The 15,153-nt window shown below is 55.3% G+C and carries 13 protein-coding genes; 8 read left to right on the top strand and 5 right to left on the bottom strand.

What is annotated here, in order from left to right:
• Positions 1-77: 77 nt before the first annotated feature.
• Both AC2AXP_RS07510 and rluB read left to right on the top strand, forming a co-directional pair.
• Positions 78-437 (top strand): Rap1a/Tai family immunity protein, encoded by a 360-nt coding sequence (locus AC2AXP_RS07510; protein ID WP_039992063.1) that lies wholly within the window; start codon positions 78-80, stop codon positions 435-437.
• 401 nt (positions 438-838) lie between these two features.
• Positions 839-1,732, top strand: a complete 894-nt coding sequence (rluB, locus tag AC2AXP_RS07505; protein ID WP_004962458.1) for a 23S rRNA pseudouridine(2605) synthase RluB — start codon at positions 839-841, stop codon at positions 1,730-1,732.
• Between the two features lie 37 nt (positions 1,733-1,769).
• Here the strand turns inward: rluB and cobO are convergent, their stop codons facing one another.
• Together cobO and AC2AXP_RS07495 are read right to left on the bottom strand one after the other, a co-directional pair.
• Positions 1,770-2,360, bottom strand: coding sequence for a cob(I)yrinic acid a,c-diamide adenosyltransferase (gene cobO / locus AC2AXP_RS07500; protein ID WP_004962459.1), 591 nt, complete (start codon positions 2,358-2,360; stop codon positions 1,770-1,772).
• A gap of 12 nt (positions 2,361-2,372) precedes the next feature.
• A complete protein-coding gene (locus AC2AXP_RS07495) occupies positions 2,373-3,134 on the bottom strand; it encodes a YciK family oxidoreductase (protein WP_039992065.1) in 762 nt (253 codons plus the stop codon).
• A 392-nt stretch (positions 3,135-3,526) separates the two neighbouring features.
• Here AC2AXP_RS07495 and sohB point away from each other — a divergent pair, with 392 nt between their 5' ends.
• Positions 3,527-4,573, top strand: coding sequence for a protease SohB (gene sohB / locus AC2AXP_RS07490; RefSeq protein WP_004962466.1), 1,047 nt, complete (start codon positions 3,527-3,529; stop codon positions 4,571-4,573).
• Positions 4,574-4,607: 34 nt separating this feature from the next.
• Here the strand turns inward: sohB and AC2AXP_RS07485 are convergent, their stop codons facing one another.
• Positions 4,608-4,859, bottom strand: a complete 252-nt coding sequence (locus AC2AXP_RS07485; protein WP_198773985.1) for a YciN family protein — start codon at positions 4,857-4,859, stop codon at positions 4,608-4,610.
• Between the two features lie 425 nt (positions 4,860-5,284).
• Here AC2AXP_RS07485 and topA point away from each other — a divergent pair, with 425 nt between their 5' ends.
• Both topA and cysB read left to right on the top strand, forming a co-directional pair.
• Entirely contained in the window at positions 5,285-7,882 is a 2,598-nt protein-coding gene (topA, locus tag AC2AXP_RS07480; protein WP_088499704.1) for a type I DNA topoisomerase, read from the top strand.
• Positions 7,883-8,247: 365 nt separating this feature from the next.
• Positions 8,248-9,222 carry an HTH-type transcriptional regulator CysB gene (gene cysB / locus AC2AXP_RS07475; protein WP_004962477.1) on the top strand — a complete coding sequence of 325 codons (975 nt, stop codon included), beginning with the start codon at positions 8,248-8,250 and terminating at the stop codon, positions 9,220-9,222.
• A gap of 253 nt (positions 9,223-9,475) precedes the next feature.
• Here cysB and gstA read toward each other — a convergent pair whose 3' ends face one another.
• Positions 9,476-10,108, bottom strand: coding sequence for a glutathione transferase GstA (gstA, locus tag AC2AXP_RS07470; protein WP_371901643.1), 633 nt, complete (start codon positions 10,106-10,108; stop codon positions 9,476-9,478).
• A 109-nt stretch (positions 10,109-10,217) separates the two neighbouring features.
• On the opposite strand from gstA, the gene AC2AXP_RS07465 reads away from it, so the two are divergent.
• Positions 10,218-10,562, top strand: a complete 345-nt coding sequence (locus AC2AXP_RS07465; protein ID WP_004962481.1) for a winged helix-turn-helix transcriptional regulator — start codon at positions 10,218-10,220, stop codon at positions 10,560-10,562.
• Positions 10,563-10,794: 232 nt separating this feature from the next.
• On the top strand, positions 10,795-13,467 hold the full coding sequence (gene acnA, locus AC2AXP_RS07460) for an aconitate hydratase AcnA (RefSeq protein ID WP_039992070.1): 2,673 nt from the start codon (positions 10,795-10,797) through the stop codon (positions 13,465-13,467).
• Between the two features lie 48 nt (positions 13,468-13,515).
• Here the strand turns inward: acnA and ribA are convergent, their stop codons facing one another.
• A complete protein-coding gene (gene ribA, locus AC2AXP_RS07455) occupies positions 13,516-14,109 on the bottom strand; it encodes a GTP cyclohydrolase II (protein WP_004962489.1) in 594 nt (197 codons plus the stop codon).
• A gap of 266 nt (positions 14,110-14,375) precedes the next feature.
• Between ribA and pgpB the strand changes: the two genes are divergently transcribed.
• Positions 14,376-15,140, top strand: coding sequence for a phosphatidylglycerophosphatase B (gene pgpB, locus AC2AXP_RS07450; protein WP_004962491.1), 765 nt, complete (start codon positions 14,376-14,378; stop codon positions 15,138-15,140).
• Positions 15,141-15,153: the final 13 nt, after the last annotated feature.

The raw sequence follows: 15,153 nt of genomic DNA, 5'->3' as shown, positions 1-15,153 counted from the left end.
TAGCGCCTCACGGCGGCAAGCGCCGTGAAAAGCGCTATTCTACAAGGACAAAACTGATAATGGCAGGATGCGTGGCGATGATTAAACAGGCTTTTATGGCGGTGGTATTACTGGTTTCGTTTGCGGCAAACGCCGGTTTTTACTCCGGTAGCGCGTTGCTCTCCGAAAGCGAAGGTTACGTAAAAAACAAAAACGGCACGGCAACCGTTGCACAAGCGCTGGATGGCGGCATGTTCATGGGCTATGTCGCTGGCGTATTTGATACTTACTCGATGCAGGGTAACCGCAACATTTGCCCCGATACCGGCATGAGCGTTGGTATGGCGTCGGATGCGGTGATGCAATACCTGAACGAACACCCAGAGCAACTTCATTATTCGGCGCCTTCGGTGATCATGCTGGCGCTGTCATCCGCTTTCCCGTGTGAACGGCACTGATACCGGTGCGTTTTGTGCTGATTGTTCCATTCGATGCGCTTTACCGGTTCCCGCTCGTTATTCAATAGGTTAACTGTCCTAACGCTGTCATGTTACCGCCGACAATCATCTTGAACCGTTCGAGATAGTGGGGGAATATGACAGCGTTTGTTCACTGACAATACCCGACGAACCTGGCTAATTGTCAGGGCATCCATTTCGATTTATTAGAACCCTTTAGCTTAAAATTCGTGTAGTATGTCTGACCCCTGAGCATCGGGCGTGGCATCTGCCGTGACGCCCTTTGGCGTGCTTTTCTTTAAAAAATCTTACAATCCGGCAGGTTAGCGTTTTTTTAAAGCTAACTTGTTGATGACGCTATTATATACGACGCCTGTGAAGGCGACACTAGAGGTTGCTCAATGAGCGAAAAGTTACAGAAAGTTTTAGCGCGTGCCGGTCACGGTTCGCGCCGCGAAATCGAAACCATGATTGAAGCCGGGCGCGTCAGCGTTGACGGTAAAATCGCCAAGCTGGGCGATCGTGTCGAAGTCGTTCAAGGAATGAAGATCCGCTTGGACGGGCACGTTGTTTCGATCAAGGAATCCGAAGAAGCGGTTTGTCGCGTATTGGCCTACTACAAACCAGAAGGCGAACTCTGCACCCGTAGCGATCCGGAAGGCCGACCAACGGTATTCGATCGTCTGCCTAAACTGCGTGGGTCACGTTGGGTGGCCGTTGGCCGCCTGGACGTAAACACCTCGGGTCTGTTGCTGTTCACCACCGACGGTGAGCTGGCCAACCGCTTGATGCACCCGAGTCGCGAAGTCGAGCGGGAATATGCGGTGCGCGTGTTTGGCCAGATTGACGACGACAAAGTGAAGCAGCTTAGCCGTGGCGTACAGCTGGAAGATGGCCCGGCGGCGTTTCGTACCATCAGCTTCCAGGGCGGCGAAGGCCTCAATCAGTGGTATAACGTGACCCTGACCGAAGGGCGCAACCGCGAAGTCCGTCGCCTGTGGGAAGCGGTAGGCGTGCAGGTCAGTCGTCTGATCCGCGTGCGCTATGGCGACATCAACTTGCCGAAGGGTATTCCACGTGGTGGTTGGACCGAACTGGATCTGCCGGCCATCAACTACCTGCGTGAACTGGTCGATCTGCAACCGGAAACCGTCAGCAAACTGCCGGTGGAACGCGAGCGTCGCCGTGTCAAGGCGAACCAGATCCGCCGCGCGGTCAAGCGCCATAGCCAGGTGTCAACCGGCCGTCGTAGCGCCGCGGGCGGCAAACCAGGCAAGCCAAGCAAGCGTAACTAAGCGTTGCTACGTAGCCGCCACGCGCGGCTACGCTTTATCACCAATCAATTCCCTGTTGCGCTTTGATGCCGGCATCAAACGCATGCTTTACCGGCCGCATTTCGGTCACGGTATCCGCCAGTTCCAGCACATCCCGATGACAACCTCGTCCGGTAATCATCACCGTTTGATGGGCAGGGCGTTGCGCCAACGCCGTCAACAGTTCTTCCAGTGCCAGATAGCCGTAGCTGACCATATAGGTCACCTCATCCAACAGCACCAGATCCAGTGCGCTGTCGGCCAGCATTCGCTTGCCATGTTGCCATACCGCCTGGCAGGCGGCGCTGTCGGTGTCTTTGTTCTGTGTCTCCCAGGTAAAGCCGGTGGCCATGACCTGAAATTCCACGCCGTGTTGCTGGAGCAGATTTTTCTCGCCGTTTGGCCATTCGCCCTTGATAAACTGGATCACCCCGGCACGCATGCCGTGGCCGACCGCGCGCGTAACCGTGCCAAACGCGGCGGTGGTCTTGCCTTTACCGTTGCCGGTGAATACCAGCACTAAACCGCGTTCGTCCTGCGCGCTGGCGATACGGGCATCGACCTGTTCCTTCAGACGTTGTTGCCGTTGCTGGTGACGATCTTCGGTCATGCAGGCTTTCTCCTATTCGGCAGCGCCGGGTTTGCGATTGGGTTGGGCATCAAAGCTCATGCCGGTTTTACGGCGGCTGTCATCGCCCATCAAATACAGGTAAAGCGGCATGATATCAGCCGGGGTCTTGAGCTTGTTGCGGTCCTCGTCCGGGAAGGCATTTGCCCGCATATTGGTGCGCGTTCCCCCCGGATTGATGCAGTTTACCCGCAAATTACGACTTTTATATTCTTCCGCCAACACCTGCATCATGCCCTCGGTGGCGAATTTGGAAACTGCGTAGGCGCCCCAGTTGGCGCGGCCCGTTCGACCGACGCTTGAGCTGGTGAACACCAGAGAACCGGCGCTGGATTTCAGCAACAGCGGCAGCAATGCCTGGGTCAGCATAAAGGTGGCGTTGACGTTGACCTGCATCACCTCATTCCACATCTCCATGGTTATGTCGGCCATCGGCACAATGTCGCCCAGCAGACCGGCGTTATGCAGCACGCCGTCGAGGCGTGGCACCTGGGCTGCCAGATCGTCAGCAAGCTGTTGGCACTGCTCTGGTGTGGCATGAAGCAGATCCAGCGTGATGGTAGACGCCGGCCGGCCGCCGAGGGCGGCTATTTCGTGTTGCACCGCCTGCAGTTTGCTTTCGGTGCGTCCCAGCAGCACCAGTTGCGCGCCGAAACGGGCGTAGGTCAGAGCGGCCTCGCGGCCGATGCCGTCTCCGGCGCCGGTGACGAGAATGATGCGTTGATCGAGCAGGTCATGTTTGGGGTTGTAGTGCACAATAATTCCTCGCGCCGAGATCGCTTTCCCGCGTTGCCTGGGGAAAAGCAGTGGGTGAGGAGGCCAGGCAAGGGGAGCAAAGGCTCGACCGCCAGGCTGGCCCCGCAGCGAATTTGTCTCATCAATTTGATGAATAATGCGTGTTATATGCCTGAAATGGATCGCATTTTCAATGATTAGCCGGCAGAAACGGCATTCTTTTGTAACAAAAACGGAACAATCTCAGCTTGGTTGTGCATAAAACGCCCCCATAACCTCAGATGCTCGCCCGTTTGACGTTGTTGGCGCGTGGCATCCTGATGCATGTAATTTTCATTTGGCCGCGACAGCCGCAACGTCGGTTGGCTAGAATGAGCGGAGTATACTAACAACCTGTAAAAAAGGCGGAATCTGTGGAGTTTATATCTGTTTACGGCCTGTTTTTGGCCAAGGTTGCCACGGTGGTGATTGCCATCGCCGCGCTGGCGCTGTTAGCGGTGAGCCTGGGGCAACGTAAAAGCCAGCAAAAAGGGGAGCTGCAACTCACCGATCTCGGTGAGCAATATCGAGAAATGCAGCGTGAAATGCGTCTGGCGCGGATGGGCGCGGCAGAACAAAAGATGTGGAGTAAACAGTTCAAGAAGCAGACCAAGGCCGACGATAAGCTCAAAAAGCAGCGTGCGAAATCGGGGGCGGCGCAAGCGAGCAAACCTTGCCTGTATGTGCTGGATTTCAAAGGCAGCATGGATGCGCATGAAGTGACGTCGTTGCGGGAAGAGATTTCGGCAGTGCTGGCGGTGGCCACGGCGGAAGACGAAGTGCTGCTACGGCTGGAAAGTCCGGGAGGCGTGGTACACGGTTATGGTTTAGCCGCGTCGCAGTTGGAACGCTTGCGCAAGGGCGGCATCCGTCTGACGGTCGCGGTGGACAAGGTGGCTGCCAGTGGTGGTTACATGATGGCCTGCGTGGCCGACCGTATCGTGGCGGCGCCTTTCGCCATCATCGGCTCGATCGGCGTGGTGGCGCAAATCCCCAACTTCCATCGCCTGCTGAAAAAGAACGATATCGATGTTGAACTGCATACCGCCGGCCAATTCAAGCGTACGCTGACGCTGTTTGGTGAAAACACCGAGCAGGGGCGCGACAAGTTTCGCGAAGACCTGAACGAAACCCATGAGCTGTTCAAGCAGTTTGTCCATCAGCAACGCCCGTCGCTGGATATTGACAGCGTGGCGACCGGCGAGCATTGGTTTGGTACCCAGGCGAAGGAAAAGGGGCTGATTGATGCGGTGGGCACCAGCGATGATTTGCTGATCGCCGAGATGGAAAATCATGAAGTGGTCGGGGTACGTTATAGCCGACGCAAGCGGTGGGTGGATCGGTTCACCGGCAGCGCGGCGGAAAGCGCCGACCGCCTGTTGCTGCGCTGGTGGCAGCGTGGGGAAAAACCGTTATTGTAAGGCAAACGGGGGGCTTTCGGCCCCCTGTTTTTTTCTAATCGACCAGATGATATTTATCTGAGAGCAGGTGCGCCAGATGTTTAAACATATTAAACACCGCCGTCGTTTTTGCGGTTGGCAAGCCGTCCGGATCTAAAAAGAATTCGCCGCGAAAAACTAAAACTCCGCTTTTTTGTTCCACCTCGGTGGCTACCATACCGTGAAGATAATCTTCATGTTGGCGAATGATGTTATTTGCTTCTGACAGCAGACATTGACGGGTGATTGGGGATGTATTAGTGCGCATTTATTACACTCCAGACATATACTCTGCACATATTCTAACGCCGGTTGACGTTTGGCCGCAAACCGAGTCGGGTTTATTTGCCATCTGGATGGCCAGTTGTTGTTGCCGATTGGCGAAATCATCCTTTCCGTGCTAATTAGGTTGCGTGGCGTTTTTTATCAGGTACAGTGTGGGATTTTGTGGTATCGGGTGGAAGATTTTGTTTACGCTGCCAATGAGCCAGCGTCGTTCATACCTCTGGGGCGTGGGCGGAATGCAAGGACTTTCAGCAACTTGCCTTTAGGTTGAGCAGTTAAGCAGCCAACGGGAAAAAATATGTTGATCTCCAGCCAGACTGCCGCAATATAAAAAAGAGATGTGAATTGCTGCGATACGGCAAGTTAAAAGGCTTCTTTTTAGAAGAAATAAATTAGGTAAAGGTAAATATGGGTAAAGCTCTCGTAATAGTTGAGTCCCCGGCAAAAGCCAAAACTATTAATAAATATTTAGGAAATGACTACGTGGTGAAGTCCAGCGTGGGTCATATCCGTGATTTGCCGACCAGTGGCTCAGCCAGCAAAAAGAGCGCTGACTCAACAGAAAACAAAGCCAAGAAAAAAGTTAAAAAAGACGCAACGGCGGCGCTGGTTAATCGAATGGGCGTTGACCCGTATCATGGCTGGAAAGCACATTATGAAATTCTGCCGGGTAAAGAGAAAGTTGTTGCCGAGTTAAAAAATCTGGCGGAAAACGCCGACCACATCTACCTCGCAACTGACTTGGACCGCGAAGGGGAAGCCATTGCCTGGCACCTGCGGGAAGTGATCGGCGGAGACGATACGCGTTTTAGCCGCGTGGTATTTAACGAAATTACCAAAAACGCCATCCAGCAGGCCTTTAAAGCGCCGGGTGAGTTGAATATCGATCGTGTCAATGCGCAGCAGGCGCGTCGCTTTATGGACCGCGTGGTGGGCTATATGGTTTCGCCGCTGCTGTGGAAGAAAATCGCCCGCGGCCTGTCCGCCGGACGTGTGCAATCCGTTGCGGTGCGGTTGGTGGTAGAGCGCGAGCGCGATATCAAGGCCTTCGTGCCGGAAGAGTTCTGGGAACTGCACGCCGACCTGCTGGCGAAGGATGATACCGCGCTGCGGATGGAAGTGACCCATGCCGGCGGTAAGCCGTTCAAACCGGTCAATCGCGATCAGACCCATGCGGCGCTCAACCTGCTGGAAAAAGCCCGTTATACGGTGCTCGATCGTGAAGACAAGCCGACCAGCAGCAAACCGGGCGCGCCGTTCATTACCTCGACGCTACAGCAGGCCGCCAGTACGCGTCTGAGCTTCGGCGTGAAGAAAACCATGATGATGGCGCAACGGCTTTATGAAGCTGGCCACATCACCTACATGCGTACCGACTCTACCAACCTGAGCCAGGATGCGCTGAACATGGTGCGTGGTTACATTGGCGATAACTTCGGCGATAAATACCTGCCGAAAGCGCCTAACCACTACAGCAGCAAAGAAAACTCGCAGGAAGCGCACGAAGCGATTCGTCCTTCCGACGTCAGCGTGGTGGCGGAGCAGCTCAAAGACATGGAAGCGGACGCGCAGAAGCTGTATCAGCTGATCTGGCGGCAGTTCGTGGCCTGTCAGATGACGCCGGCGCAATACGATTCCACCACTCTGACGGTACAGGCCGGCGACTATCAGCTGCGCGCCAAGGGCCGTACGCTGCGTTTCGACGGTTGGACCAAAGTGATGCCGGCTCTGCGCAAAGGCGATGAAGATCGCACCTTGCCGTACGTTGAAATCGGTAGCGAGCTGGATCTGCAACAGCTGCTCCCAAGCCAGCACTTCACCAAGCCGCCGGCGCGTTACAGCGAAGCGTCGCTGGTCAAAGAGTTGGAAAAACGAGGTATCGGCCGTCCGTCGACCTACGCGTCGATCATTTCGACCATTCAGGATCGTGGTTACGTGCGGGTGGAAAACCGCCGTTTTTACGCCGAGAAAATGGGCGAAATCGTCACCGATCGGCTGGAGGAAAACTTCCGCGAACTGATGAATTACGACTTCACCGCGCGCATGGAAGACGGCCTGGATCAGGTGGCGAACAATCACGCCGAATGGAAAGCGGTACTGGATGAGTTCTTTGCCGAATTCAGCGAACAGCTGGAAAGGGCAGAAAAAGATCCGGAAGAAGGCGGCATGCGGCCAAACCAGATGGTGCTGACCAGCATCGCCTGCCCGACCTGTGGTCGTCAGATGGGGATTCGTACCGCCAGCACCGGTGTGTTCCTCGGTTGCTCTGGCTACGCGCTATCGCCGAAGGAGCGCTGCAAGACCACCATCAATCTGGTTCCCGAAACGGAAGTGCTCAACGTTCTCGAAGGGGACGATGCGGAAACCAATGCCTTGCGTGCCCGTCGCCGCTGCCAGAAATGCGGTACGGCAATGGATAGCTATCTGATTGATAACCAGCGCAAGCTGCACGTCTGTGGTAATAATCCGGCGTGTGACGGTTATGAGATTGAAGAGGGTGAGTTCCGCATCAAAGGCTACGATGGCCCGGTTGTGGAATGCGAAAAGTGTGGCTCTGAGATGCACCTGAAAATGGGGCGTTTCGGCAAGTACATGGGCTGCACCAACGACGAGTGTAAAAACACCCGCAAGATCCTGCGCAACGGTGATGTCGCGCCGCCGAAGGAAGATCCGGTTCCGTTGCCGGAGTTGCCGTGCGAAAAGTCTGACGCCTATTTCGTGTTGCGTGATGGCGCGGCCGGTGTGTTCCTGGCTGCCAATACCTTCCCAAAATCGCGCGAAACCCGTGCGCCGCTGGTGGAAGAGTTGCAGCGCTTCAAGGATCGCCTGCCTGAAAAACTGCGCTACCTGGCGGATGCGCCGGTTGCCGATCCGGAAGGTAACAAGACGCTGGTGCGCTTTAGCCGTAAGACCAAGCAGCAGTATGTGTCTGCCGAGAAAGACGGTAAGGCTACCGGCTGGACCGCGTTCTTCATCGACGGCAAGTGGGTTGAAACCAAGAAGTAAGCGTTGTTGATGGCAACAATCTTAAAAACCAGCCCGAGTGGCTGGTTTTTTTTGCCCTGAAAAGAACGGCCAGGGTATAGCCCGGTTGGTTTTGGTGCCTGGTCGGCAGATTGCGCGTTGATAACCATGCGGAATAATCGTTATCATTGTGTGACGGGGATCTATACTTGAAGCTGTAGCATGATATAGTGGTTATATAAAAAGATTTCTTATGATTAAAGCTTATTAACAACGGCGTTTTCTTCAGCATCTGGGTAAACACTGTGTTTATAGCGCGTAAACTCATCAGCCTTCAGCATACCGGGAAACACCGATATATCTGATTGCGGCCAGGCCGCAGTGTTTAACCTAGGATGGTATAAGATATGAAATTGCAGCAGCTTCGTTACATTGTGGAAGTGGTTAATCACAACCTGAATGTGTCTTCGACAGCAGAAGGGCTTTATACCTCGCAACCCGGTATCAGTAAGCAGGTGCGGATGTTGGAGGACGAGCTGGGCATTCAGATTTTTGCCCGTAGCGGCAAGCATCTGACCCAGGTGACGCCTGCCGGCCAGGAAATCATACGCATCGCGCGTGAAGTGCTGTCCAAGGTAGAAGCGATTAAAGCCGTGGCCGGCGAGCATACCTACCCGGACAAAGGTTCGTTGTACGTTGCTACCACCCATACGCAGGCACGTTATGCGTTGCCGAACGTCATCAAAGGCTTTATCGAACGCTACCCACGGGTATCGCTGCACATGCATCAGGGCTCACCGACGCAGATCGCCGAAGCGGTGTCCAAGGGCACCGCGGATTTTGCCATCGCCACCGAAGCGCTGCACCTGTATGACGATCTGATCATGCTGCCGTGCTACCACTGGAACCGCGCAGTGGTAGTGAAACCCGATCATCCACTGGCCGGCAAAAGCCAGATTACCATCGAAGAGCTGGCTGAATATCCGATTGTCACCTACACCTTCGGTTTTACCGGTCGTTCTGAGCTGGATACCGCCTTTAACCGCGCCGGCCTCACGCCGCGTATCGTTTTTACCGCCACCGATGCCGATGTTATCAAGACTTACGTGCGCCTGGGACTGGGAGTTGGGGTGATCGCCAGCATGGCGGTGGATCCGGTTCAGGATCCGGACCTGGTCACCGTTGATGCCCGTGATATCTTTACCTATAGCACCACCAAAATCGGCTTCCGCCGCAGCACTTTCCTGCGTAGCTACATGTATGACTTCATTCAGCGTTTTGCCCCGCATTTGACCCGCGACGTGGTTGATACCGCCGTAGCATTACGTTCGAACGAAGACATCGAGGCGATGTTCAAGGATATTTTGCTGCCGGAAAAATAAACCGCCAAATTAGCAGCCGCATGCTGTTTCAATCATCTGGCGTGCGCTCAGCCGCTTGATTTGGACACAGATCGAGCTGGATTCAACGGGAGAGGCGTTCACTCTCCCGTTGTCACCTGCTTTAGCATTACCTAACCCCCTTGTTGACGCCGCGATCCCTGTTAAGAATCCCTTCGGCTGACCCCTGTAGCACGGCGACGCTAAAGCGGCTTGCTACCAGAAAGTCATCGCCACGTCGGCCGCGACCGACCTCTCACAACGTCAATCCTTCCGCCTTGATTGCCGCTTGTACCGTCGGTCGGCACATGATTCTGCTGTGCCAGGCTGCCAGATGCCCAAGGGAGGACAAGTCCACCTCCAGCCCATATACCGATACCATCCAATCGGCCTTCGCCCAGTTGGTCAGGGCAAACAGGTAACCATCGGCAATGCTGAAACGGTCGGTGGCCAGAAATTCCTGCTGCGCCAGTTGACCGTCTAGCCACTTGAAATGGTTGAACAGTTTCTGTTGTGCGATGGAAAAATAGCCGCCCGCGTTGGCACCATGGAAAATGGGCACAAACCCCTTATGGATCTCGCTGGTAAGAAAATTCAGCCATTCAAGTAACCGATAGCGTTCGATGGTGCCATTGGCCGGAGCCAGGCCAGACGCTGGCGCCAGATCGGCAATATATTGAATCAGCGTCACGCCTTCTCTGAACACCTCGCCGTTTGCCAATTCCAATGCCGGCACGTAGCCCAGCGGATTGATTTGATAATAATCCTTGCCACCATCATAGGTATGGGTTTTGGTATCTACCGGTACCAGAGTAAATGCCAGACCGGCTTCGCGTAGTGCAATGTGTGGGGACAGCGAGCAACTTCCAGGGGCAATGTAGAGCTTCATGTATCTTCCTTATCCGTATAGCGTGACGCCAGCTTAGCAATGCCGGTTGTTATTGGGAAGAAGGCACATTATTGTAGTGTAAGTACAAAAAGTATACTTGGTGAAAAACATGAAACAGGTAATTTCCGGTTGTTCAATCGAAGAGGCGATGAATCTGATTGGCGGACGCTGGCGTTTGCTGATCGTTTCCTACCTGTTCGAACGGCCAAAGCGCTTTAGCGAACTACGACGTGATATCCCGTCAATTTCCCAGCGTATGTTGACGATGGATCTGCGGGCGCTGGAGTCTGCCGGTATCGTGCTGCGTACGGTATATCCTGAAGTGCCGGTGCGGGTGGTCTACAGTCTGACGCTCGAGGGACGACGGTTGGAAAAAGTGGTTGACGCGGTGAAGGAACTGGGATTGTGGCTGAAAGCAAGGCCGGCAGCGACCCACTCAGAACACCATGATTAGATTAGGGTTATATTGACTCGCCCGCTGTTGCAGCACCATTGCCGCTGGTATTAGCTGCGGCGACTTGAGCGTCTAAGCCATTATCTTTCCTGAAGATCTACGCCGTTAATTGCTGTTGCCTATCACTGTGATCAAATCGTGTTGTTATCAAAACGTTACGGTCTGTATGTGTTATCTTTAAACAAGACCTCAGTGATTACCCTGTTTTAGACATAATAAAAATGGAGGAGCTATGTCGTCCGATCTTCGTGAAACGAGTATGGATACGCTGGTTGCGCTGAATAGTAAGTATCACTATTACAGCTTGCCGCTGGCGGCAAGAACCTTAGGTGACATTGATCGGCTGCCAAAGTCGATGAAGGTGCTGTTGGAAAACCTGCTGCGTCATATTGATGGTGAAACGGTACTGGAACAGGATCTGCAAGCGCTGGTCGACTGGCTGCAAACCGGTCATGCCGATCGTGAAATTGCCTACCGACCCGCACGCGTGCTGATGCAGGACTTTACCGGCGTACCGGCGGTGGTCGATCTGGCGGCGATGCGTGAAGCGGTACAGCGTCTGGGGGGCGATGTCGAACAGGTGAACCCGCTGTCGCCGGTCGATCTGGTGATTGACCACTCGGTTACCGTCGACGAATTCGGCGACGACCAGGCGTTTGATGAGAACGTCCGTATCGAAATGGAGCGCAACAACGAGCGTTACACTTTCCTGCGCTGGGGGCAAAAAGCCTTCAATCGCTTTCGCGTGGTGCCGCCTGGTACCGGTATCTGCCATCAGGTAAACCTCGAATATCTGGGGCAAACGGTGTGGCATACCGAAGAGCAGGGTAAACAAATCGCTTATCCGGACACGTTGGTCGGTACCGACTCCCATACCACCATGATTAACGGCCTGGGTATCCTTGGCTGGGGCGTCGGCGGTATCGAGGCCGAAGCGGCCATGCTGGGTCAGCCGGTATCGATGCTGATCCCCGACGTGGTCGGTTTCAAGCTTACCGGCAAGCTGAGTGAAGGCATCACCGCCACCGACCTGGTATTGACCGTTACGCAAATGCTGCGCAAGCACGGCGTAGTGGGCAAGTTTGTGGAATTTTACGGTGACGGTCTGGCGCAATTACCGTTGGCGGATCGCGCCACTATCGCCAATATGGCGCCAGAATATGGTGCGACCTGCGGTTTCTTCCCGGTGGATGAAGTGACGCTGGGCTACCTGAAGTTGAGCGGCCGTAGCGAAGAGCAAATCGCGCTGGTGGAAGCCTACGCCAAGGCGCAGGGCATGTGGCGTTACCCGGGCGATGAGCCAGTGTTTACCAGCTCGCTGGCGTTGGATATGGCAACGGTAGAAGCCAGCCTGGCCGGGCCGAAACGGCCACAGGATCGGGTGGTGCTGTCCGGCGTGCCGCAGGCGTTTGCCGCCGCCACCGAACTGGAAATCAGCACGCAGAAGAAAAAGGCCGAGTCGGTGCCTTTTACCCTCGATGGGCAGACGCACGAACTGCATAACGGCGCGGTGGTGATTGCGGCGATCACCTCTTGTACCAACACCTCGAACCCCAGCGTCATGATGGCGGCGGGTTTGCTGGCGAAAAACGCGGTGAAGAAGGGCCTGCGGGTCAAACCCTGGGTGAAGACCTCGCTGGCACCCGGCTCCAAAGTGGTTACCGACTATTTTGATAGCGCAAAACTGACCCCTTACCTGGAAGAACTGGGCTACAACCTGGTGGGCTACGGGTGTACTACCTGTATTGGTAACTCCGGCCCGCTACCGGATCCGATCGAACAGGCAATTCGCACCGGGGATTTGACGGTCGGCGCGGTGCTTTCCGGCAACCGCAACTTTGAAGGGCGCATCCATCCGTTGGTGAAAACCAACTGGCTGGCGTCGCCGCCGCTGGTGGTGGCCTATGCGCTGGCCGGCAGCATGAAGGTGAATCTTGCCAGCGATCCGCTGGGTATCGGCCGCGACGGCAAGCCGGTCTATCTGAAGGATATCTGGCCAAGTAATACCGACATCGCCCATGCGGTGGAGGAAGTTCGCACCGATATGTTCCATAAAGAGTATGGCGAAGTGTTTGACGGCGACGAGATCTGGCAGTCGATTCAGGTCGCTGGCTCGGCAACCTATCCTTGGCAGGAGGATTCCACTTATATACGCCATTCGCCGTTCTTCAGCACCATGCAGGCGTTGCCGGATGCGGTACAGGACATCAAATCGGCGCGTATCCTGGCGATCCTGGCCGACTCGGTGACCACCGACCATATTTCGCCGGCCGGTAATATCAAGCGCGACAGTCCAGCGGGACATTACCTCAGCGATCGTGGGGTGGAAGCCATCGATTTCAACTCCTACGGTTCACGCCGCGGTAACTACGAGGTGATGATGCGCGGTACTTTTGCCAATATTCGTATCCGCAACGAAATGGTACCGGGGGTTGAAGGCGGCTATACCCGTCATCTGCCGTCGCAGAATCAGATGTCGATTTACGATGCCGCAATGCAGTATCAGCAGGAACAGGTGCCGTTGGCGGTGATCGCTGGCAAGGAATACGGCTCGGGATCCAGCCGTGACTGGGCGGCGAAGGGGCCGCGATTGTTGGGCGTTCGGGTGGTGATCACCGAGTCGTTCGAGCGAATTCACCGTTCGAACCTGATTGGTATGGGGATCTTACCGCTGGAGTTTCCGCAGGGTGTGACACGCAAAACGCTGGGATTGACCGGGGATGAGCTGATCAGCGTCAGCGGTTTGCAAGACTTGCAGCCGGGCCAGACGGTACCGGTGCACATCACCTATGCCGATGGTCGGGAAGAGGTGGTGAATACCCGCTGCCGCATTGATACCAATACCGAATTAACCTACTACAAGAATGATGGCATTTTGCATTACGTCATCAGGAAAATGCTGTAAAGCAACAGGGCACCGCAAGGTGCCCTGATTGTTTTGGCCTCCGGCTGACTATTTCTGGTCCAGCAGGTGACCCATTTTGGCGGCCTTGGTCGCCAGGTAACGCTCGTTCTTTGGGTTGCGGCCGACGATCAGCGGTACCCGTTCGATAATATTGATACCCGCCTCGGTCAGGATTTCGACCTTCTTCGGGTTATTGGTCAGCAAGCGTACCGCATCGACGCCCAACAGTTTGAACATGTCGGCGCACAGGGTAAAGTCGCGCTCGTCGGCGGCGAAACCGAGCTGATGGTTGGCCTCAACGGTATCCGCGCCCTTGTCTTGCAGGGCATAGGCACGGATTTTGTTCAGCAGGCCGATGTTGCGGCCTTCCTGGCGGTGATACAGCAGAATGCCGCGGCCTTCTTCGGCGATGTGTTCCAGCGCCGCTTCCAGTTGGAAACCGCAGTCACAGCGCAGACTGAACAGCGCATCGCCGGTCAGGCATTCTGAATGCACGCGCGACAGTACCGGCGTGTCGCCGGTAATATCACCGAAAACCAGCGCCAGATGATCGTGCCCGGTGGCCAATTCTTCGAATCCCACCATCAGGAAATCGCCCCAAGGTGTCGGCAGTTTAGCCTCTGCCACCCGTTTAAGCTGCATGTTACTCTCCACAAACCTGTTCGATTAAATCGCTGCGCCGCATGGTACGTCCGGCGTGACCGCCTGACCAGCACTAAAATCCGCGCTCGCGATTCACATGTCGTTATTATCGGCTATTTTGCCATAACTTCTTGCCCGGTGGTGCTCAGCAAAGCAGCATCCGTGGCTATCATTGCCATCGTCGATCTTATGCACTTAATTTTTCGCGTATTATTGAGATTACAAGATTGTTACACTGCCAGTTGGGCTGATAAGAGGGACAATGCATGTTTGAGATAGCAAAACGCACGGCGGGTGGGGCAATCGTGCTGCTGTTGATGCCGCTGGCGGTGTGGTTTTCCGGCTGGCTCTGGCAGCCGGGCGGTAATGATACGCTGCTAAAAGCGATGTTCTGGCTGACAGAAACGGTAACTTCCCCCTGGGGCCTCATTACCAGCGTGCTACTTTCCGCCTGGTTCCTGTGGTGCCTGCGCTTTCGCCTCAAGCCGGCGATCGGGCTGTTTGTGCTGCTCAGCGCGGCGATTCTGGTCGGCCAGGGCGTTAAGTCGCTGATCAAGGAGCGAGTGCAGGAACCGCGGCCCTTTGTGGTGTGGCTGGAACAGGCGCACGGCATTGATGAAAAGTATTTTTACTCGCTGCACCGTAACGCGCGTGGGGCCTTGGTAAAGGAGCAACTGGCAGAACAGACGCTGGTGCCGGCATGGCTGCGCAAGCATTGGCAATTTGAAACCGGTTTTGCCTTCCCGTCCGGCCATACCATGTTTGCCGCCAGTTGGGCGCTGCTCGGCGTTGGTTTGCTGTGGCCTCGTCGTCACTATAAAACCGTAGCGGTGCTGATGCTGTGGGCTACCGGCGTCATGGGTAGCAGGTTGTTGCTGGGCATGCATTGGCCACGCGATCTGGTGATGGCAACCGCCATCGCCTGGCTATTGGTGACCATCGCCTGTTGGTTGGCACAGCGCTGGTTCGGACCATTGACGCCGCCGCCAGAAGAGCAACGGGAAATAACCCAGCGAACCCCCCGCCATTGATAACCTTGCGGGC

This window comes from Serratia sp. Sp408 (assembly GCF_057180665.1).
This window is presented reverse-complemented; position numbering and strand designations above follow the sequence as displayed.

What these genes read in the sequence shown, in the direction of transcription:
- AC2AXP_RS07485 (WP_198773985.1), bottom strand. Translation starts at nt 4,859, where the DNA reads ATGCGCACTAATACATCCCCAATCACCCGTCAATGTCTGCTGTCAGAA.
- acnA (WP_039992070.1), top strand. Translation starts at nt 10,795, where the DNA reads ATGTCGTCCGATCTTCGTGAAACGAGTATGGATACGCTGGTTGCGCTG.
- cobO (WP_004962459.1), bottom strand. Translation starts at nt 2,360, where the DNA reads ATGACCGAAGATCGTCACCAGCAACGGCAACAACGTCTGAAGGAACAG.
- cysB (WP_004962477.1), top strand. Translation starts at nt 8,248, where the DNA reads ATGAAATTGCAGCAGCTTCGTTACATTGTGGAAGTGGTTAATCACAAC.
- AC2AXP_RS07510 (WP_039992063.1), top strand. Translation starts at nt 78, where the DNA reads ATGATTAAACAGGCTTTTATGGCGGTGGTATTACTGGTTTCGTTTGCG.
- AC2AXP_RS07465 (WP_004962481.1), top strand. Translation starts at nt 10,218, where the DNA reads ATGAAACAGGTAATTTCCGGTTGTTCAATCGAAGAGGCGATGAATCTG.
- gstA (WP_371901643.1), bottom strand. Translation starts at nt 10,108, where the DNA reads ATGAAGCTCTACATTGCCCCTGGAAGTTGCTCGCTGTCCCCACACATT.
- topA (WP_088499704.1), top strand. Translation starts at nt 5,285, where the DNA reads ATGGGTAAAGCTCTCGTAATAGTTGAGTCCCCGGCAAAAGCCAAAACT.
- pgpB (WP_004962491.1), top strand. Translation starts at nt 14,376, where the DNA reads ATGTTTGAGATAGCAAAACGCACGGCGGGTGGGGCAATCGTGCTGCTG.
- ribA (WP_004962489.1), bottom strand. Translation starts at nt 14,109, where the DNA reads ATGCAGCTTAAACGGGTGGCAGAGGCTAAACTGCCGACACCTTGGGGC.
- rluB (WP_004962458.1), top strand. Translation starts at nt 839, where the DNA reads ATGAGCGAAAAGTTACAGAAAGTTTTAGCGCGTGCCGGTCACGGTTCG.